The 19,590-nt window shown below is 70.9% G+C and carries 14 protein-coding genes; 9 read left to right on the forward strand and 5 right to left on the reverse strand.

Annotation, left to right across the window (positions count from 1 at the left end; all coding sequences use genetic code 11):
- Positions 1 to 96: 96 nt before the first annotated feature.
- Entirely contained in the window at positions 97 to 426 is a 330-nt protein-coding gene (locus ACZ4UV_RS15965; RefSeq protein WP_390044064.1) for a WhiB family transcriptional regulator, read from the reverse strand.
- Positions 427 to 807: 381 nt separating this feature from the next.
- On the opposite strand from ACZ4UV_RS15965, the gene ACZ4UV_RS15970 reads away from it, so the two are divergent.
- The 4 genes from ACZ4UV_RS15970 to ACZ4UV_RS15985 all read left to right on the forward strand — a co-directional run bounded on the left by ACZ4UV_RS15970 (position 808) and on the right by ACZ4UV_RS15985 (position 4,713).
- Positions 808 to 1,419: a response regulator transcription factor gene (locus ACZ4UV_RS15970; RefSeq protein ID WP_003948568.1), complete on the forward strand. Its 612-nt coding sequence runs from the start codon at positions 808 to 810 to the stop codon at positions 1,417 to 1,419.
- A gap of 277 nt (positions 1,420 to 1,696) precedes the next feature.
- Positions 1,697 to 2,284 (forward strand): sigma-70 family RNA polymerase sigma factor, encoded by a 588-nt coding sequence (locus ACZ4UV_RS15975; protein WP_089099378.1) that lies wholly within the window; start codon positions 1,697 to 1,699, stop codon positions 2,282 to 2,284.
- A 199-nt stretch (positions 2,285 to 2,483) separates the two neighbouring features.
- Positions 2,484 to 3,986: an IMP dehydrogenase gene (gene guaB, locus ACZ4UV_RS15980; RefSeq protein ID WP_451023049.1), complete on the forward strand. Its 1,503-nt coding sequence runs from the start codon at positions 2,484 to 2,486 to the stop codon at positions 3,984 to 3,986.
- Between the two features lie 184 nt (positions 3,987 to 4,170).
- A complete protein-coding gene (locus ACZ4UV_RS15985; RefSeq protein WP_451023048.1) occupies positions 4,171 to 4,713 on the forward strand; it encodes a nucleotidyltransferase domain-containing protein in 543 nt (180 codons plus the stop codon).
- 229 nt (positions 4,714 to 4,942) lie between these two features.
- Here ACZ4UV_RS15985 and ACZ4UV_RS15990 read toward each other — a convergent pair whose 3' ends face one another.
- The gene (locus ACZ4UV_RS15990; RefSeq protein ID WP_451023151.1) at positions 4,943 to 5,149 is read right to left on the reverse strand and encodes a helix-turn-helix transcriptional regulator; all 207 of its coding nucleotides are present in this window, start codon (positions 5,147 to 5,149) and stop codon (positions 4,943 to 4,945) included.
- A gap of 59 nt (positions 5,150 to 5,208) precedes the next feature.
- On the opposite strand from ACZ4UV_RS15990, the gene tnpB reads away from it, so the two are divergent.
- A complete protein-coding gene (gene tnpB, locus ACZ4UV_RS15995; RefSeq protein ID WP_467839375.1) occupies positions 5,209 to 6,654 on the forward strand; it encodes an IS607 family element RNA-guided endonuclease TnpB in 1,446 nt (481 codons plus the stop codon).
- A gap of 80 nt (positions 6,655 to 6,734) precedes the next feature.
- Positions 6,735 to 7,859, forward strand: a complete 1,125-nt coding sequence (locus tag ACZ4UV_RS16000; RefSeq protein ID WP_132893015.1) for a GuaB3 family IMP dehydrogenase-related protein — start codon at positions 6,735 to 6,737, stop codon at positions 7,857 to 7,859.
- A gap of 137 nt (positions 7,860 to 7,996) precedes the next feature.
- Here ACZ4UV_RS16000 and ACZ4UV_RS16005 read toward each other — a convergent pair whose 3' ends face one another.
- Positions 7,997 to 9,205 carry a nucleotide sugar dehydrogenase gene (locus ACZ4UV_RS16005; RefSeq protein ID WP_451019489.1) on the reverse strand — a complete coding sequence of 403 codons (1,209 nt, stop codon included), beginning with the start codon at positions 9,203 to 9,205 and terminating at the stop codon, positions 7,997 to 7,999.
- A gap of 540 nt (positions 9,206 to 9,745) precedes the next feature.
- On the opposite strand from ACZ4UV_RS16005, the gene ACZ4UV_RS16010 reads away from it, so the two are divergent.
- Positions 9,746 to 11,452, forward strand: coding sequence for a glycerol-3-phosphate dehydrogenase/oxidase (locus ACZ4UV_RS16010; RefSeq protein WP_451019490.1), 1,707 nt, complete (start codon positions 9,746 to 9,748; stop codon positions 11,450 to 11,452).
- A gap of 226 nt (positions 11,453 to 11,678) precedes the next feature.
- Here ACZ4UV_RS16010 and ACZ4UV_RS16015 read toward each other — a convergent pair whose 3' ends face one another.
- Entirely contained in the window at positions 11,679 to 12,722 is a 1,044-nt protein-coding gene (locus ACZ4UV_RS16015) for a serine hydrolase domain-containing protein (protein WP_467838433.1), read from the reverse strand.
- Between the two features lie 169 nt (positions 12,723 to 12,891).
- Here ACZ4UV_RS16015 and ACZ4UV_RS16020 point away from each other — a divergent pair, with 169 nt between their 5' ends.
- Positions 12,892 to 14,973 carry a serine/threonine-protein kinase gene (locus ACZ4UV_RS16020; RefSeq protein ID WP_451019492.1) on the forward strand — a complete coding sequence of 694 codons (2,082 nt, stop codon included), beginning with the start codon at positions 12,892 to 12,894 and terminating at the stop codon, positions 14,971 to 14,973.
- A gap of 34 nt (positions 14,974 to 15,007) precedes the next feature.
- Here ACZ4UV_RS16020 and ACZ4UV_RS16025 read toward each other — a convergent pair whose 3' ends face one another.
- The gene (locus ACZ4UV_RS16025; protein WP_467838435.1) at positions 15,008 to 16,228 is read right to left on the reverse strand and encodes an RNA-guided endonuclease InsQ/TnpB family protein; all 1,221 of its coding nucleotides are present in this window, start codon (positions 16,226 to 16,228) and stop codon (positions 15,008 to 15,010) included.
- A 423-nt stretch (positions 16,229 to 16,651) separates the two neighbouring features.
- Here ACZ4UV_RS16025 and ACZ4UV_RS16030 point away from each other — a divergent pair, with 423 nt between their 5' ends.
- Positions 16,652 to 19,537, forward strand: a complete 2,886-nt coding sequence (locus ACZ4UV_RS16030) for a protein kinase (RefSeq protein ID WP_467838437.1) — start codon at positions 16,652 to 16,654, stop codon at positions 19,535 to 19,537.
- Positions 19,538 to 19,590: the final 53 nt, after the last annotated feature.

Consider the following 19,590-nt stretch of genomic DNA (forward strand, 5'->3'; position numbering starts at 1 on the left):
GGGCACCCACGCGCGCGTGCCCGGTCGTCGGCAGATGCTCAACGAATTGTCAACAGATTGCAGAAACGTTCTTTCATGTGTCGGAGGCGGAGCTTCTCAGGTGTCGGAGGCGGCGCCGCCGCTGGTCGTCGACGCCGACACCAGCCTGTTGCGCGCCCGCCCCATGAGCTCTTCACGCTCGTCCTCGGTCAGGCCGCCCCACACGCCGTACGGCTCGCGGACCGCCAGCGCGTGCGCCGCGCACTCCGCGCGGACCGGGCACCTCATGCACACCTCCTTGGCCGAGTTCTCACGGGCACTCCGAGCCGCCCCGCGCTCGCCCTCGGGATGGAAGAAGAGCGAGCTGTCGACCCCACGGCAGGCAGCCAGGAGCTGCCAGTCCCACAGGTCCGCGTTCGGTCCGGGAAGGCGGGAGAAATCTGCCATTACGTGACCCCTTGTAGCCGTTCTGGGCGGATACGGTGCCAATAACCGTATATCTCCGGTCTAGAGAGATGAAAATATGACTCATTGGCAATCTAGCCCCAGACACCGTGAAACGGGAAGAAAAAGGTCTAAATGGGGCATTGGTTGTGATGAAAAGTTGAGGGTCTGACGTCCATGTCTGCACCGTGTCCGCACCCTCACGTAGAGTGCCGAAGACGGCATGCAGCCCCGTAACTCTTTCGAGTGACCGTCGTTGAGAGTGCGGTGGCGGTTGAAGCAACAAGCGCTCGGGCAGGCGTCCGAGACGTTCGACCGCACAGGTGACGATTCCGTACCAGCCTGGAGGCTCAAGGTGACGCGCATCAGCTGCGGAGGGCGGTCATGACATCCGTCCTCGTCTGCGACGACTCCCCGCTTGCCCGAGAGGCGCTGCGCCGCGCGGTGGCGACCGTGCCCGGCGTCGAGCGTGTGACGACGGCGGCCAACGGCGAGGAAGTCCTCCGCCGCTGGGGCGCCGACCGATCCGACCTGATCCTGATGGACGTGCGCATGCCCGGACTGGGCGGCGTCGAGACCGTGCGCCGGCTGCTGTCCGCCGACCCCGGCGCGCGCATCATCATGCTCACGGTCGCCGAGGACCTGGACGGCGTGGCCCTGGCCGTCGCCGCCGGCGCCCGCGGGTACCTGCACAAGGACGCCTCGCGCGCCGAACTGCGGGCAACCGTGACCCAGGCCCTCGCCGACCCGACCTGGCGGCTGGCCCCGCGCCGCCTCCGCTCGGCCGAGATGGGCGCCGCGCCCACCCTCACCGCGCGCGAGATCCAGGTCCTGGAGGGCATGAGCCACGGCCGTTCCAACGCCGAGATCGGCCGCGAGCTGTTCCTCTCCGAGGACACGGTGAAGACCCACGCCCGCCGGCTGTTCAAGAAGCTCGGAGCGTCCGACCGCGCCCACGCGGTGGCCCTCGGCTTCCGCTGGGGACTGGTTCGCTGACACGGCGGTGAGCTGCACCGCAGCGGAGAAGCGGACCGACCGGACGCCCCCGCCTACCCCAGGGCGGGCGGGGTCCACAAGACGGAGCGCCGGAGGCGCGCTGCTCGTTTCGGCGCGGATGCCGCATCCTTGAGGTGTGGAGTCTCTCGGGGACGAGTCGTTCGAGCGGAAGGGGAGGGCGCAGGAGATGAGTTCCGGCGCACCTGCTCATAACGCTTCGGTGCACAACGAAGGACGCGATGCCACGCCGCCGACGGCAGCAGGGCACCATGGACCGATGCGCGACGACGAGGCGGTCACCGCCGTAGGGACGATCGGCGCTCTCGTCCATCGCGCCGTAGACGGGGACGAGCAGGCCACGCACGACCTGCTCGCCCATGTCCACCCCCTCGCGCTGCGCTACTGCCGTACCCGCCTGTCCCGCCTCCCGGGCGACGCCCGCCACTTCGTCGAGGACCTCGCCCAGGAAGTCTGCGTGGCGGTCCTGCTGGCCCTGCCCCGCTACCGCGACACCGGCCGCCCCTTCGAGGCCTTCGTCTTCGCGATCGCCTCCCACAAGGTCGCCGACCTGCAGCGCGCCGCCATGCGCCACCCGGGCTCCACGGCCGTCCCCTCGGACGAGATGCCGGAACGGCCCGACGACTCCCTCGGCCCCGAGGAGCGCGCGCTGCTCAGCAGCGACGCCGAGTGGGCCAAGAAACTCCTGGCCAACCTCCCGGAGAACCAGCGCGAGCTGCTGCTGCTCCGCATCGCCGTGGGGCTCACGGCCGAGGAGACCGGCCAGATGTTGGGAATGTCACCGGGCGCGGTGCGCGTCGCCCAGCACCGGGCCCTGAGCCGGTTGCGGGCGCTGGCGGAGCAGTAGGCGACCGGGCCCCGCCCTGCGGCCTACGGGCCCCGCTCCCTGGAGCCGACGGGTCCACCTCCTCCCCGATGAACAGGCGCGCCCTCGTTCCCGTACGAACATACGAAGCCCGAAGCTGAGTCGTACCGTGGAATTTGGGAGCCGTGCTTCCCGTTAGCATGGACATCCGCACCGATCAAGGCCATTTGGGGAAGGTGTCATGACCACCAACGTCGACGGAGTGCCCGACAAATTCGCCACCCTCGGGCTGACCTACGACGACGTGCTGCTGCTGCCGGGAGCCTCCGAGGTCCTCCCGAACGCGGTCGACACCTCGTCCCGCATCTCTCGCAACGTCCGGGTCAACATCCCGCTGCTGTCCGCGGCGATGGACAAGGTGACCGAGTCCCGCATGGCGATCGCGATGGCCCGCCTCGGCGGTGTCGGCGTGCTGCACCGCAACCTCTCCGTCGAGGACCAGGTCAACCAGGTCGACCTGGTCAAGCGGTCCGAGTCCGGCATGGTCACCGACCCGATCACGGTGCACCCGGACGCGACCCTCGCCGAGGCCGACGCACTGTGCGCGAAGTTCCGGATCAGCGGTGTCCCGGTCACCGACCCCGACCGGAAGCTGCTCGGCATCGTCACCAACCGCGACATGGCCTTCGAGAGCGACCGCTCCCGCCGTGTCCACGAGGTCATGACGCCGATGCCCCTGGTCACCGGCAAGGTCGGCATCTCCGGCACCGAGGCCATGCAGCTGCTGCGCAAGCACAAGATCGAGAAGCTGCCGCTCGTCGACGACCAGGGCGTCCTCAAGGGCCTGATCACGGTCAAGGACTTCGTCAAGGCCGAGAAGTACCCGAACGCCGCCAAGGACTCCGAGGGCCGCCTGCTCGTCGGCGCCGCCGTCGGCGCCAGCCCCGAGGCCCTGGAGCGGGCCCAGGCGCTCGCCGAGGCCGGCGTGGACTTCCTGGTCGTCGACACCTCGCACGGCCACAACAGCAACGCCCTCAGCTGGATGGCGAAGATCAAGTCGAGCGTGGACGTCGACGTGATCGGCGGCAACGTCGCCACCCGCGACGGCGCGCAGGCGCTGATCGACGCCGGTGTCGACGGCATCAAGGTCGGCGTGGGCCCCGGCTCGATCTGCACCACCCGGGTGGTCGCCGGCATCGGCGTCCCGCAGGTCACCGCCATCTACGAGGCCTCCCTCGCCGCCCGCCCGGCCGGCATCCCGCTGATCGGCGACGGCGGCCTGCAGTACTCCGGCGACATCGGCAAGGCGCTGGCGGCCGGCGCCGACACGGTGATGCTGGGCTCCCTCCTCGCGGGCTGTGAGGAGTCCCCGGGCGAGCTGCTCTTCATCAACGGCAAGCAGTTCAAGTCGTACCGCGGCATGGGCTCGCTGGGCGCCATGCAGTCGCGCGGCCAGGGCCGGTCGTACTCGAAGGACCGCTACTTCCAGGCCGAGGTCTCCTCCGACGACAAGCTCGTCCCCGAGGGCGTCGAGGGTCAGGTGCCCTACCGCGGCCCGCTGGCCAACGTGCTGCACCAGCTGGTCGGCGGCCTGCGCCAGACCATGGGCTACGTGGGCGCGGCCACCGTCGACGAGATGGAGTCCAAGGGCCGCTTCGTGCGGATCACCGCCGCGGGCCTCAAGGAGAGCCACCCGCACGACATCCAGATGACGGTCGAGGCGCCGAACTACAGCCGCAAGTAGTCGCCCGAGCCTCTTCAGGGCCTTTCCAGGGCGGTCCCGGGCGTACCGGGGCCGCCCTTGCCGTACCCGTCGGCAAGGGCGTATCCGTCCGCGTCGTCCATTGCCGCAACAGGCAACATCGCCCGCTCTCGGAGCTGGGAATCGGGGCTGCTGCGGGTGGAATTGTCGCGTAGCCTGCACGGCTGTGGACAGGGAACGGAGTGCTCGGCAGCTCCGGCTGATCGACGAGACGGTGGAGATCGCGAAAGTCCTCGGTGCGGAGGTGTGGCTCCGCGGGGGTTGGGCCATGGACTTCTTCATCGGCGAGGTCACGCGTGACCATGTGGACATCGACTGGTTCGCCTGGGCGAAGGACGCCTCTGCTCTGACTGCTGGTCTGCTGCGTTCCGGCTATGAACCTCTGTCCGGGCCGCCTGCCGACCAGCAGCTCGATTTCCGCAAGCAGGGCGTGGAGAGCAGCTTCGCTCTTTTGGCCGCGGACCTCTTCGGGCGCGTTGTGGTCGCTGGCGGCCCCTGGGCCGGAGAAGCGTGGCCGGAGGGCATGCTCGATGCTTCTGCCGGCCGCATCGGGGCACTGCGGTGCCGGATCATCAGTCCCCGCGCCCAGATCGAGATCAAGCAGATGATGCCCGTCTGGGTTCCGGGACGGCCCCGCCGCATGAAGGACACCGAGGACATCAGCCGGCTGGAAGCGGCCCTGCGGGAGCAAGGCACCAGCCCGGCATGAGGGCTTGAAGGCGATCGCGATCGTGCTCGACACGCCAGCCAAGCGAACGTTGCCTGATGCGGCGCTAAGGGCTGTCCCGTAATCCCTGGTGGATCAGCGCGCGGCGTCAGATGCGGTGCATCGCAAGGCGGAGGGTCGTCCTCATACTGGGCGTATTCGGGCGAGCCCGACAACGCTGCGAGGTGCCGTAGCTGTCGTCGTGCGCCCGCCGGGGATTACGGGACAGCCCTTAGGTGGACCCACGCTGACGGGCGGGATGAGCGGCCCGCCACGAGTCGAGTTCCGTTGCCTGCCACAAGAGCGTGCGGCCGATCCTGGTCGGCTGAGGGAAGCCGTCGAGGCGGCGGGCGAACGTGTAGATCGACTCGGTTTTGATGCCAAGCCGCTCGGCTGCCTGCTCGGTGGTGAGAAAACCATCGAAGTTCACAGTCACCACGATAGGAGTGCTACGTTATTCACAGTCACTGTGAATAACAAGGACACGGTGAGGTGAAGATGTTCAAGCCGAGAGCCGGTTTTGTCGTCCAGGCGTACCGGTTCGCGCTCGATCCCAATGCGGGCCAAGAGCGCGCGCTCGGCTCCCATTGCGGCGCTGCCCGGGCGGCCTACAACTGGGCAGTGGCACATGTGCTGGCCGCGTGGCGGCAGCGCATGGCTGAGAAGACGTACGGGGTTCCTGAGGATCGACTCACGGAATGGCGTTCATGGTCGTTGCCGGCCTTGCGACGTGCCTTCAACAGGACCAAACGCACTGACCCGCGGTTCGCCTCATGGTGGGAGCAGAACTCCAAGGAGGCCTACAACACAGGTCTGGCGAACGCTTCTGCGGCATTCGACAACCACGTGCGATCGCAGAACGGTCTGCGTAAGGGGCGCATTGTGGGGTGGCCCCGGCCCAAGTCGAAGAGGAACGCGCGTCCGGCCTGCCGCTTCACCACAGGGGCGATCCGTGTCGAGGCCGACGGCAGGCATGTCACGCCGCCGAGGATCGGCACGATCCGGATCCACGAACGCGCGGACGTCCTTCAACGGAGCCTGGCTGCCGGCGCGGCGCGGATTCTGGCGGCCACTGTTCGGTATGAGAGGGGTCGCTGGTTCGTGGCCTTTCAAGTCGAGGTGAAGCGTGAGCTGGTCCCGGTCTCCCGCCCGCGCGTTGCGGTGGGGATCGACCTCGGAGTGAAGACTCTCGCGGTCCTGGCCGACAGCACGGGCGCCGTCCGGTACATCGAGAACCCGAAATTCCTCGATCGTGCGCAAAGGCTTCTCCGGCGCCATGACCGTCGCGTATCCCGTCGGCAGGGGCCGGATGGTCGGACGGGACGGCGGCCCTCGAAGCGATGGGACAAGGCGAACGCCGAGCGGAACAAGGTCCATCACCGCGCTGCCAATTTGCGTGATGACGCGATCCATAAACTCACGACGGCGGTAGCGGCCGAGTTCGGCACGGTGGTCGTAGAGGATCTGAATGTTGCGGGGATGCTCGGGAACCGGCGACTGGCCCGCAAGGTGGCAGATGCCGGATTCGGTGAGATTCGCCGGCAGCTCATGTACAAGACCAGGAGAAACGGCTGTCGCCTTGTGCTCGCCGACCGCTGGTACCCGTCGTCGAAGCGATGCTCGCACTGTGGTGTGGTGAAAGCCAAGCTGCCCCTCGGTGTCAGGGTCTTCGCATGCGAGACTTGCGGCTTTGTCGCGGATCGGGACGCCAATGCGGGGCACAACCTGGCAGCCCTGGCAGAAGCAGTGACAGGTACCGGAGTGGCCGGAGACCTGGGGGCGACTACGGTTGCCTCGAAGCCCCGTGGAGCCGACCGTAAGACCCGCGCCACCCGATCAGGCTGTAAGGCCGGACCGGGGCGGGCAGGCGGCGAAAACCCTGCACTGAGCAGGCAGGAAACGGGAGACCGTCGACAGGGCACCACAGCGCCTACGCTGTGGTGACAACCGTCACGGACCATCCCGTCAGAAATGCCGGGATTGCTGGGATCCTTGAGGATCTGAACAACGGAAAGGCCACAGACGTGACTGAGATCGAGATCGGGCGCGGCAAGCGCGGCCGCCGGGCGTACGCCTTCGACGACATCGCCGTCGTCCCCAGCCGCCGTACGCGGGACCCGAAGGAGGTCTCGATCGCCTGGCAGATCGACGCCTATCGCTTCGAGCTGCCGTTCCTGGCCGCCCCCATGGACTCGGTCGTCTCCCCGGCCACCGCGATCCGCATCGGAGAGCTCGGCGGCCTCGGCGTCCTGAACCTCGAAGGCCTCTGGACGCGGCACGAGGACCCGCAGCCGCTGCTCGACGAGATCATCGGGCTGGACGCCGACACCGCCACCCGCCGCCTCCAGGAGATCTACTCCGCCCCCATCAAGGAGGAGCTGATCGGCGCGCGCATCAAGGAGGTGCGCGACTCCGGCGTGGTCACGGCGGCCGCGCTCTCCCCGCAGCGCACCGCCCAGTTCTCCAAGGCGGTCGTGGACGCGGGCGTCGACATCTTCGTCATCCGCGGTACGACGGTCTCCGCGGAGCACGTCTCGTCCTCGCACGAGCCGCTGAACCTGAAGCAGTTCATCTACGAGCTGGACGTCCCGGTGATCGTCGGCGGCTGCGCCACGTACACGGCGGCCCTGCACCTGATGCGCACGGGCGCGGCGGGCGTGCTCGTCGGCTTCGGCGGCGGCGCGGCCCACACCACGCGCAACGTGCTCGGCATCCAGGTCCCCATGGCCACCGCGGTCGCGGACGTGGCCGCCGCCCGCCGCGACTACATGGACGAGTCCGGCGGCCGCTACGTCCACGTCATCGCCGACGGCGGTGTCGGCTGGTCCGGCGACCTCCCCAAGGCGATCGCCTGCGGCGCCGACTCGGTGATGATGGGCTCCCCGCTGGCCCGCGCGACCGACGGTCCCGGCAAGGGCCACCACTGGGGCATGGAGGCCGTCAACGAGGAGCTCCCGCGCGGCAAGAAGGTCGACCTCGGCACGGTCGGCACCCTCGAGGAGATCCTCACCGGCCCGTCCCACACCCCCGACGGCTCGATGAACCTCTTCGGCGCCCTGCGCCGCGCCATGGCCACCACCGGCTACAGCGAGCTGAAGGAGTTCCAGCGCGTCGAGGTGACCGTCGCGGACTCGCAGCACAAGCGGTAGCCGCCGCACGACGGACGGAGGGCCGGTCACCCCGGGCGGGTGACCGGCCCTTTCGTATGCCCGAGTGCGCTGGTGGGGGCGCGTTGTGCGGGGGAGGGGCGTGCGGTTGCGCCGACTTCTGCGAGCACCGGGCCCGCTCAGAGCCGGTGCGCCGCCCCCGTCGGGGTCGCCCCGCGCGTGTCCAGCAGCAACTGGGCCTTCACCGACAGGCCCTGCAGGTCGTACGTGCGGTGCTGCTGGACCAGGATCGTCAGATCGGCGTCGGCGGCGGCCTCGTAGAGGGAGTCCGCGCGCGGCACCGGGCGGTCCAGGACGCTCCAGGAGGCGACGTGCGGGTCGTGGTAGCTGACCGAGGCGCCCAGCTCCATGAAGCGGATCGCGATCTCCTGGGCGGGGCTGCTCTGCTGGTCGGCGAGGTCGGCCTTGTAGGTGACGCCGAGCAGCAGCACGCGCGCGCCGCGCGCGGACTTGCCGTGCTCGTTGAGGAGGGCGGCGGCGCGCTGCACGACGTACCCCGGCATCCGGCTGTTGACCTGCTGGGCCAGTTCCACCATGCGCAGGCCGCGGCCCGCGCGGCCGGACAGGTCCTGGGCGACGCCGTGGCCGCCGACACCGGGGCCGGGGCGGAAGGCCTGGAAGCCGAACGGCTTGGTCTCCGCGCAGCGGATGACGTCCCACAGGTCGACGCCCAGGTCGTGGCAGAGGACGGCCATCTCGTTGACGAGGGCGATGTTGACGTGCCGGAAGTTGGTCTCCAGGAGCTGCACGGTCTCGGCCTCGCGCGGGCCACGCGCGCGTACCACCTTGTCGGTGAGCCGGCCGTAGAACGTGGCGGCCGACTCCGTGCACGCGGGCGTGAGGCCGCCGATGACCTTCGGGGTGGTGGCCGGCGTGAAGTCGCGGTTGCCGGGATTCACCCGGCTGGGCGAATAGGCGAGGTGGAAGTCGCGGCCCGCGCGCAGGCCCGAAGCCTCCTCCAGCAGGGGCCGCAGGAAGTCCTCGGTCGTTCCCGGACGGACCGGGGACTCCAGGATCACCGTCGTGTGCGGACGCAGCCGCTCGGCCAGGGTGCGCGCGGCGGCCTCCACCTGGCTCAGGTCGAGCCCGCCGTCGGCGCCGCGCGGGGTCGGCGCGCAGATCACGGCGGTGCGCACCCGCCCCAGCTGTGCCGGGTCCTCGGCCACCCGGAAGCCCTTCGCGAGCATCCGGCGCAGCTCGGCGGGGCTCAGCGAGCCCGCCTCGGGGCCCGTGGCGTAGCCGATCGTGGAGACGCCGGCGGCCACGGCGGCCTGGGCGAGGGGCAGGCCGTAAGGGCCGAGTCCGATGACGGCGAGGTCTGCGGGCATGGTGGTGGGCCGTCCTTCCCAGTAACCGAAGCGGGACAGGTGCGCAAGCCCGGTGGACAGGATGAGCGAGGCGCACGGTCAGACTAGGAGTAAATATGACCGTTATGCGGGATTGTGTTCATGTGTCTTCCGTGGGTTCGGTGACCGTTGTCCACAGGCTGGGGGTGAGTGGTGGCTGAAGCCGGGCAAGCCGGTCAGAATTTGGGCAGGGGCCACGCCCGCCGGGGGCGCGGCCGACGCGACCGATGACCGACGACGCGACCGACGACCTACGACGCGTTCGACGCCGGACGACGCGATCGACGACGCGATCTGCGGCGCAGTCGACGACGCGATCGACGGCCGACGACGACCAGTGACCGACATCGACCCAAGACCGACGGGTACCAGTAACCGATGGCGGTTGATCGCCGGGGGCGCCCGACGACCCACGGCGGTCGACGGCCGCCGGCGAGCGGTGGCCCACGGTGAGCGACGGCCGCCGGCGAGCGGTGGCCCACGGTGAGCGACGGCCGCATGGCGGCAGAGCGGGAGGCAGCGGTGAGGACAGCGACACTGGGGCCGGAGCAGCGAGCGGCGTCCCTGGCGGCCATGGCAGAGCGCGAGCTGGACGTGCTGGTGGTGGGCGGTGGAGTGGTCGGCGCGGGCACCGCGCTGGACGCGGTCACCCGAGGCCTGAACACCGGCATCGTCGAAGCCCGCGACTGGGCCTCCGGCACCTCCAGCAGGTCCAGCAAGCTGATCCACGGCGGCCTGCGCTACCTGGAGATGCTCGACTTCGCCCTGGTCCGGGAGGCCCTCAAGGAGCGCGGCCTGCTCCTGGAGCGCCTCGCCCCGCACCTGGTCAAGCCGGTGCCCTTCCTCTACCCGCTCCAGCACCAGGGCTGGGAGCGCCTGTACGCCGGCTCGGGCGTCGCGCTCTACGACGCGATGTCGATGGCCCGCGGCCACGGCCGGGGCCTGCCGGCCCACCGCCACCTGAGCCGCCGTCACGCCCTGCGCGTCGCGCCCGCGCTGCGCAAGGACGCCCTGGTCGGCGCCCTCCAGTACTACGACGCCCAGATGGACGACGCCCGCTATGTGACGACCCTGGTGCGCACGGCGGTGTCGTACGGCGCGAAGGCGGCCAACCGCGCGCGCGTGACCGGTTTCCTGCGCGAGGGCGAACGGGTCGTCGGGGCCCGGGTGCAGGACGTGGAGGGCGGCGGGGAGTACGAGATCCGCGCCCAGCAGGTCGTCAACGCGACCGGGGTGTGGACCGACGACACGCAGGCGCTGGTCGGCGAGCGCGGCCAGTTCCACGTGCGTGCCTCCAAGGGCATCCACCTGGTCGTCCCCAGGGACCGCATCCACTCCACGACCGGCCTCATCCTGCGCACCGAGAAGTCGGTCCTGTTCGTCATCCCCTGGGGCCGGCACTGGATCATCGGCACCACCGACACCGACTGGGACCTGGACAAGGCCCACCCGGCCGCCTCCAGCGCCGACATCGACTACCTCCTCAACCACGTCAACTCGGTGCTCGCGGTGCCGTTGTCGCGCGACGACGTCCAGGGCGTCTACGCCGGTCTGCGTCCGCTGCTGGCCGGCGAGTCCGACGCCACCAGCAAGCTGTCGCGCGAGCACACGGTCGCGCATCCGGTGCCGGGGCTCGTGGTCGTCGCGGGCGGCAAGTACACGACGTACCGGGTGATGGCCAAGGACGCCGTCGACGAGGCGGTGCACGGGCTCGACATGCGGGTCGCGGAGTGCGTCACCGAGGACATCCCGCTGCTCGGTGCGGAGGGGTACCGGGCGATGTGGAACGCCCGGGCCAGGATCGCCGCCCGCACCGGCCTGCACGTGGTCCGGGTCGAGCATCTCCTCAACCGCTACGGCTCGGCGGCGGAGGAGGTCCTGGACCTCATCGCCGCCGACCCCGGCCTGGCCGAGCCGCTGTCGGCCGCCGACGACTACCTGCGCGCCGAGGTCGTCTACGCCGCTTCCCACGAGGGCGCCCGCCACCTCGACGACGTCCTGACCCGCCGCACCCGCATCTCCATCGAGACCTTCGACCGCGGCACCCGCAGCGCCCGTGAGGCCGCCGAACTGATGGCCCCCGTCCTCGGCTGGGACAAGGACCAGATCGAGCGCGAGGTCGAGCACTACGAGAAGCGCGTGGAGGCGGAACGCGAATCCCAACTCCAGCCGGACGACCAGACAGCGGACGCGGCAAGGCTGGGAGCCCCGGAGATCGTGCCGCGGTGATTCCCTGCCGGGGGTGGGGCGTGGGGCGTGGGGCCGGGTGGGGCTTGCGTGAGTCGGTGGGGTTCGGTGTTTGTCGGTCGACCGCCGGAGAGTTCTTCCCCGTCGCGATGGCGTCGAGTCACGACGGGGGTTTCCGGTGGTACCGGAGCGGCCGCGCCAGCCGACCGTCCGACATCACCTGATCGAGCGACCCCGCGTCGGGATCTCCCTCCGAACCCCAACCGTTCTACCCATCGCGAGGGCAGAACTCGGCAGCGAGCAGTGCGGGTTCGAGGGCCGGGTCTGCGATCGCCGTCGTGTTCACGCGGAACGTGAGGACATGCCGGCCGCCGATCGAGGCAGCGCTCCGCACATAGCTGCCCGCGATCCGGCCGTTGTGCCCCCACACCGTGGTCCCGCACGGCAGCTTCACAGGAAAGATCCCCAGGCCGTACGCGCCATGTGCGGCACGGGTGTCCAGCATCTCGCGCAGCCGGCGCGGGGGCAGCAGCTCGCCGTCCAGCAGCGCCGCGTAGAAGCGGTCCAGGTCGTCGAGCGTGGTCACCAGTTCACCCGCCGCGCCGGCCACGCGCGGGTCGAGCTCGGTGACGTCGGAGCCGTCGGTCGCGTAGGCGCGGCCGTGCGGGGAGGGCAGGGTGGTGCGGGCGCCGGGGAAGGACGTGCCCGTGAGACGGAGGGGGGTGATGATGCGGCGCCGGACCTCGGTGGCGTAGGAGTGGCCGGTGACCTGACGGATGACCATGCCGAGCACGACGTAGTCGGTGCTGGAGTAGGCGTAGTGACCCGGCCGGGTCGAAGGGAGGGCGAGTGAGACGCGTACGGCCTGAAGCGGGGTCAGGGGGACGGCCCCCCGGGTGACCGTCGTGAAGTCGGGGAGTCCGCTGGTGTGGCTGAGCAGGGCTCGCAGGGTGATCCTCCGCCCGTCGACACCGCGTCCGCGCAGCAGTCCCGGCAGATACCGCTCCACGGTGTCGGACAGGGAGAGCCGGTGTTCCGCGGCCAGTTGCAGGACGACGGTGGCGATGAAGGTCTTCGTGATGCTGCCGGCGCGGAAGCGGTCGGCACGGGCGATACCCGGACCGGCGGACGCATAGCGGACGTCGTCGCCGTCGTGGACCAGGAGAGCCGCGGCGGGTGCCCTGCCTTTGGTGACGAACTGTGACAGGAGAGGGTCCCTGGCCTCCGCCGAGGACGCGGAACCGCCCATCAGAGGGGCGAACATCAGGGCAAGAGAGGCCGGTATGGTCACCAGTGTCCGAAGCGACGGCATCCGGGTTCCTCCCTTCTCGGGACCCATCATCCCGCCCGCGTGACGCCCTCGTCACCGGGGGTTCCGACAGGCCGGCCCCGATACGCGGTCAGGGGGCCCCTGGGCGTCGGGCACTTGTCGGGTGAGGGACAATGGAGGCTCTGTCAGGGCGGGTTGCATGAGGGGACGCATGTCGGAGGCGGAGCGGGCGGGGACTTCTCGTCAGGAGACTCGTCAGGACAACAAGGAGCGTCTTCTCGCCGGGCGGTACCGGCTGGGAGGAGTGCTCGGCCGCGGCGGCATGGGCACGGTGTGGCGGGCCGAGGACGAGACCCTCGGCCGGACGGTGGCCGTCAAGGAGCTGCGGTTCCCGTCGAACATCGACGAGGAGGAGAAGCGGCGCCTGATCACGCGCACCCTGCGCGAGGCCAAGGCGATCGCCCGGATCCGCAACAACAGCGCGGTGACGGTCTTCGACGTGGTCGACGAGGACGACCGGCCCTGGATCGTGATGGAGCTGGTCGAGGGCAAGTCGCTGGCCGAGGTCATCCGGGAGGACGGCCTGCTGGAGCCGAAGCGGGCGGCCGAGGTCGGGCTGGCGATCCTGGACGTGCTGCGGTCGGCGCACCGCGAGGGCATCCTGCACCGGGACGTGAAGCCGTCCAACGTGCTGATCTCCGAGAGCGACGGCCGGGTCGTGCTCACCGACTTCGGTATCGCCCAGGTCGAGGGCGACCCGTCCATCACCTCCACCGGCATGCTCGTCGGCGCTCCCTCCTACATCTCCCCGGAGCGGGCCCGTGGTCACAAGCCCGGCCCGGCGGCCGACCTGTGGTCGCTCGGCGGCCTGCTGTACGCGGCGGTCGAGGGCGCGCCGCCGTACGACAAGGGGTCGGCGATCGCCACCCTGACGGCGGTGATGACCGAGCAGCTTGAGGAGCCGAAGAACGCAGGACCGCTGAAGGACGTCATCTACGGGCTGCTCACCAAGGATCCGGCCAAGCGGCTGGACGACGCGGGCGCGCGGGCGATGCTCGACGCGGTCATCAACGCGCCGGCGGAAGTGCCCGCGGACGCCACCCGGGTCGTACCGCTGCCTCCGCAGCCCGAGGCGCCGCAGGAGGAGAAGGGCACCGGGGCCAAGCGGGGCGAGGAGGCCGGGGAGAAGCTGCGCGGGGCGCTGCGGTCGGTACGGAAGGCCGCGGGTGCGGCGGGTGCCGCGGCCGCGACCCGCACGAAGAGCACCGGCGCGGGCGCCGAGGCGGGCGCGTCCGCGGCACCCGCCGCCCCGGTCGTGACCGGTTCGCCCTCGGGGCCGGTCGGGGGTGCGCGTCCGGCCGCCGCCGGCGGGTCCGGCGCCGCCACCGCTGCGGCGGGGAGCAAGCCGGCAGCGGGCAAGGCGAGTTCGGGGTGGCCCGTGATGACGCCGCCGGATCTGGATGTGGCGCCCAGGCCCGTGCCCAAGGCACCGCTCACCGACGTGGTGCCGAAGCGCACCCTGGTGATCATCGCCGTGGTGGTGGTGCTCGCGGTGCTCGGTACCGTGCTCGCCATCACGTTGAACGGTGACGACGGGGACAGCAAGGGGAGCGGCAAGAGCGGCGGTTCCAAGGCGGTGGCGTCCGCGGGGGCGAGCGCGAGCACCGGGTCCGGTTCCGGTTCCGGTTCGAAGTCCGGTTCCGGGGACTCCACCAAGCAGGACACGAGCGGCGGCACGCGGACGGACGGGGACGCCTCGGCGGCCGACCCCTCCGGGAGCGACGACTCGGCCGGCTCCGGCGACGACACGTCCTCGGCGTCGAACTCCAGTGGCAGCGCGAGCAACAGCGACAGTGGCAGTGCGCCGGTGGTGCGGACGTACAAGGGCGACCAGGGGTACTCGATCGGGCTGCCCAAGGGCTGGAAGTTCCAGACCAGCAGTTCCGCCGGAGACCGGTTCACCGGGCCCGACGGGCAGAAGCTGCTGATCGCCTGGACGAGCACGCCCAAGGACGACCCGGTGGCGGACTGGGAGAACCAGGAGCGTTACATGGTGCGCTCCCAGTACCAGAAGATCCGCATAGCCGAGGTGAGCTACCGCGGCTGGAACACGGCCGACTGGGAGTTCACCTACGTCGACGGCGGCACCAAGTACCGCACGATCGACCGGGGGTTCGTCGTCAGCTCCAAGCAGGGGTACGCGCTGATGTACACCGCGAAGGCCGACGACTGGAGCAGTGAGCTGCGCGAGGACACCTGGAAGACGCTGGCGGCGTCCTTCGAGCCCAATTGAATCCTCCCCTCCTTGAAGGGAGGGGATTCCTGGCTCAGGAAGCCGTCCGGGGCAGCGCCCCGGACGGTCTTACGCCCTCGGCGCCAGCCGGGTTGAGACCAGCCCGGACGAGCATCACGCGGGCGGAGTCCTTGTCTCTGGGGGAGGAGATTCCGCAGTGTGTGCAGGTGTAGGTGCGCATCCCCAGCGGCAGTGCGTGCTTGGCTCTCGCTCCGCAGTGCGCGCAGTCCATCGTGGTGTGCGCAGGGTGGACCAGGTGCACGGTGCGTCCGTGCTTGCGGCCCATCTCGATCAGGGCCTGTTTGGTGGCGCCGATGGCGGCGTCGGCTGCCTTGCTGGCCATCGAAGTCCTGGCGAGGAACTTGGGTTTGAAATTTTCGACGGCCAGTACGTCATGGTCGGTGACGATCTTCTTGGCCCACTTGCGGCCGGTGTCCTGTCGTTGTCGTGCGACTTTCTGGTGCGCCTTGGCGCGCAGCCGCTTCGCCTCGCGGTAACCCTTCGATCCGGCCTGCCCTTTCTTCGGCTTGCGGCGGGCCATCATGCGGTCGTACCGGATCAGTTTCGCTGCGGCCCTCCTGCCGTGCTGGGCGTGCGGGAGGTCGTGGGCTTCGGATGTGGTGGTCGCTGTCTCCTTCACACCCCAGTCCACACCGATCACCGCACCGGTCTCCGGCAGCGGCTCGACGGCGGCGGGCACGACGAAGCAGGCGTACCAGTGGCCGATGACGTCCTGGTAGACGCGCACGCTGGACGGGGCGGCACGCAGCTTGCGCGACCACACCACGTTCAGGACGATCCCGCCCGCCAGGTGGAGTACTCCATCGGTCAGCCGAAAACCGCGCCGGGTGTAGTTGAGAGTGGGCAGCGCCTCGCGTTTCTTCTTACACTTTGGCATCCCGGCTCGGCGTGCCGGAGGCAGCCGATTCTTGATGTCCTGCTGTGCCCTGGCGCGGGACCTGCCGAAGTCCCGGATGGTCTGCTGTTGCGGCACCGAGCTGCCGTCCCGCAGCCACGGGCTCGTCCTGCGCGCCCCAGTCAACATCTTGTCGAGCTGTGCCGGGCCGCACGTCTGCTTCCCACCGGTGGCCTTGTTGCGCAGGTGCACGGTCTGGGACTTGGCCACGCACTCGTTCCACACCCACCGGCACCGATCCCATTCCGCCATCAGCGAAGTGCGGGCAGTGGACGACACGCGCAGCCGGAACGTGTACCGGGCATGCCCCACTCCGTCGGTTCCAGCAGCTGCCGCCACACCACCACCCCCGCCCACGTTCCGGTCGCCCGTTCCTACTGGACGACCATACGTACGAGATCAGCACACCTGCCCCCACTTCGTCACGGTCACTCCAATTGGCGAACATGGATACACATGTTCGCGTCCACCCGGCTCTGTCGGTAGGCCACAGCGGCGCTCCGCGCCTGGCAGGCGGATGCGGCGACGGTCCGCGCCACCATCGCAGGATGCGATTCTGTGCCGCAGGCGGGAAGCACCCCCACCCGGCGTGAACGCCGGGGGCTCCTGGCAAGAGGCCCGGTGACAAATTCGCATCCCCACAATGAGACTTGCCTCCGGCACGTATCGTGAGTGGTTGCGGACCGTACGCATCCAGGTATGCATACAGAACGGGCCGCGAAACGAACGGATTTGACCAACCGGGCGGCCGGGGGAGGCAACGTGGACGACTACGCGGGTCGGGTGCTCGCCGACCGCTACCGCCTGCCGCTGCCCCCCTCCGACGAGTACGAACACACCGAGACCCGGGCCTTCGACACCTACAGCGGGCAGGAAGTGTTCGTCCGCCAGGTGCCCTTGCCGGAGGTCGTCGAGGCCGAGGTGCTGGACGCCGAGGGGTTGCCTGAGGGTTTCACTGCGCGTGACCGTGGCGCCCGGCGGCCGGCGACGGCGCGCACCGCGACACGCCGGCCCAGCGACCCGGTGGTGCGGCGCGCCGTCGAGGCCGCGCAGGCCGCCGCCCGGATCCCCGACCATCCCCGGCTCGACCAGGTCTTCGACGTGTTCGCCGAGGGCGGTTCGCTGTGGATCGTCAGCGAGTCGGTCGCCGCGCGGTCGCTGGCCGCCGTCCTCGCCGAGCAGCCGCTGAGCCCGTACCGGGCGGCCGAGGTCGCCTCCGACGTGCTGATGGCGCTGCGGGTGCTGCACGCCCACGGCTGGGTGCACCGCAACATCACCGCCCGCACGGTCCTCGTCTGCGACGACGGCCGCGTGATGCTCACCGGCCTCGCGGTCGGGGCGGCGGAGGAGGCGCTGTGCGGGTACGACCCGGTGCCGGCGCTGGAGGGCGAGGTCGGCGATGGCGGCGCGGGGACCGACGGCGGTCGGCGGGTCGGGGAGGCGGAAGGTTCCGCCACGCCCGGCGGTCTGCCGGGCCCGAACGTTTCGCCCGGTTCAGGCGTTTCGGGCGGTTCCGTCGGCTCGGGTGTCGTCGCGGTCGGGGGCATCGGGAGCGTCGGTGGTGCGTTCGGTGGTACGACCGGCGCGCAGCAGGCGCCCGGCGCGCCGGAGACCGATCCCGAGGCCGCACGGCGTGCCGCCATCCAGGCGCGGGCTGCCGGCGGGCTGCCGGGGGCCGGTCCGGACGAGGGACCGGGTGGCACCGGTCCGGGCAGTGCCGGTACGGGTGCCGTGGAGCGGCGGGCGCTGGAGACCGGCTCGGACATCCGGGCCGCCCGGGCCGGGGCGATCGCCGCGTACCGGGCGGGAGCCAGGGCCGCCGCCCGGGTCCAGGAGGCCCAGCAGAACGGGCGGGCCGCGCTGCCCGGCGCCCGGCCGTCGGCCGAGGGCGACACCGCGGCGCCCGCGCCGCAGCCGCCGTACGGCCCGGGACACGCCAACGGGGCGGCCCAGCAGCCGTACGCCAACGGTGTGGCGCAACCGCCGTACGCCTCGGGGCAGGCCAACGGCGTGGCGCAGGCGCCGTACCCGCAGCACGGGCAGGCGCAGGCGCCGGGCGGGGAGCAGCGGGCCGCCGGTGGCATGCCGCCCGGTCAGATAGCGGACCCGTACGGGGTGCGCGGCGCGCCGTCGCCCTGGCACGGCGCCGCACCCCGCCCCCGTCCCGGCACGCCCCCGGCGGTGGTCCCCGGCCAGGAACGCACCGCGCTCCCGACCGCCGGACCCGGCGCGGGCACTCCCCTGACCGGCACCGGCACCGGCACCGGCGCGGGCCTGCCCCGGACCGGCGCCGAGCTCCCCGGAGTCCAGGGGCAGCCGCACGCCGTCGTGCCCGCGCAGGGCGCCGGCCCCGCCGCGGCCCGCTGGGGTGAGCCCGGTGCCGCCGTCCCCGGACGGCGGGGGCCCGCCACCGCGCTGGCCGCCGAGCGGGCGCGGCAGGTGCGGATGACCGTCGTGGGGCCGGTGACCGAGCGCTGGGCGCCCGAGCAGGCCGTTCCCGTGCACGAGAACTGGCAGTTGGCGGCGCCCATCGGCCCGGCCACCGACCTGTGGGCGCTCGGTGCGCTGCTGTTCCGCTCGGTGCAGGGACACGCGCCGTATCCGGAGGAGTCGACGGCCGAGCTGGTGCAGCTGGTGTGCTCGGAGCCGCCCGCCTTCGCGGAGGAGTGCGGGTCGCTCCGGCCGGTCGTGGAGTCGTTGCTGCGTCAGGACCCCACCGAGCGGCTGGACTTCGAGGAGCTGCGCGGCTGGCTGCGCTCGCTGGTGCGGTCCGCGCCCGAGCCGGACGCCGGTACGCATGTCGTCGCCGCGCCGCCCGCCGACCCCAGACGGCTGCCGATCGTCCGGCGCCGCGGTGAGCTGGTGCGCAGGCGCAAGGCCGGGCTCCCGGCGACGCACGGCCGGCACAAGCGGGCCCGGGAGGAGGCCAGGTCCCCGCGCCGGCTGGGCCGTACGCTGCTCCTGCTGGTCCTGCTCCTGCTGGCCGCGGCGGTCGCGTACGCCATGCTGTTCCTGCCGAAGAAGGACACCGGGGACGAGGGCGGCGCGGCGACCGGCCGGACGGGTACGGCCGGCCAGGCGAGCCCCGCGCCGAGTCACGACCGGACGCCGACGCCGACTCCCACGTCGTCCCCCACGTCGACCCCGTCCACCGAGACGCAGACCACCGCCGGTTCGACCGGCGGCTCCACGGTCGCCGACGGGTTCACCCTGCGCGACGACCCGAACGGCTTCCGGATCGCCGTCGCCGACGGCTGGAGCCGCTCCCCGAAGAACAGCAGCGGCCAGGTGATCTACTCGCACGGGAAGTTCGAGCTGATCGTCGTGGCCGGGCGGGACGGCGCGGCGACCTACGGCAGCGACCCGATGGCGTACCAGCGGGACAAGGAACCGGAGCTGCAGCCCTACCGGGACTCCAGCTGGGCCACCGCCGGCGGGCTGCGGACCATCACGGTGGGTCAGCAGGTGTCGGCCGAGGGCCAGTTCACTTGGACGGACAGCCAGGAGGGCGACCTGTTCGTGCGCAACATGGTCTTTCTGATCAACGGGAGGTACCACATCGTGCAGGTGCGCGGCCCCGAGTCCGACCGTGACGAGGTCACCACGCTGTATGAGCAGGCGTCGGCGACGTACAAGTACACGGGCTGAGACGCGGCCGTAGCCGCACCCGCGCAAGGGGGCGGGCCGGGCGGAAGTCAACG

The organism is Streptomyces sp. NPDC028289, from assembly GCF_055565975.1.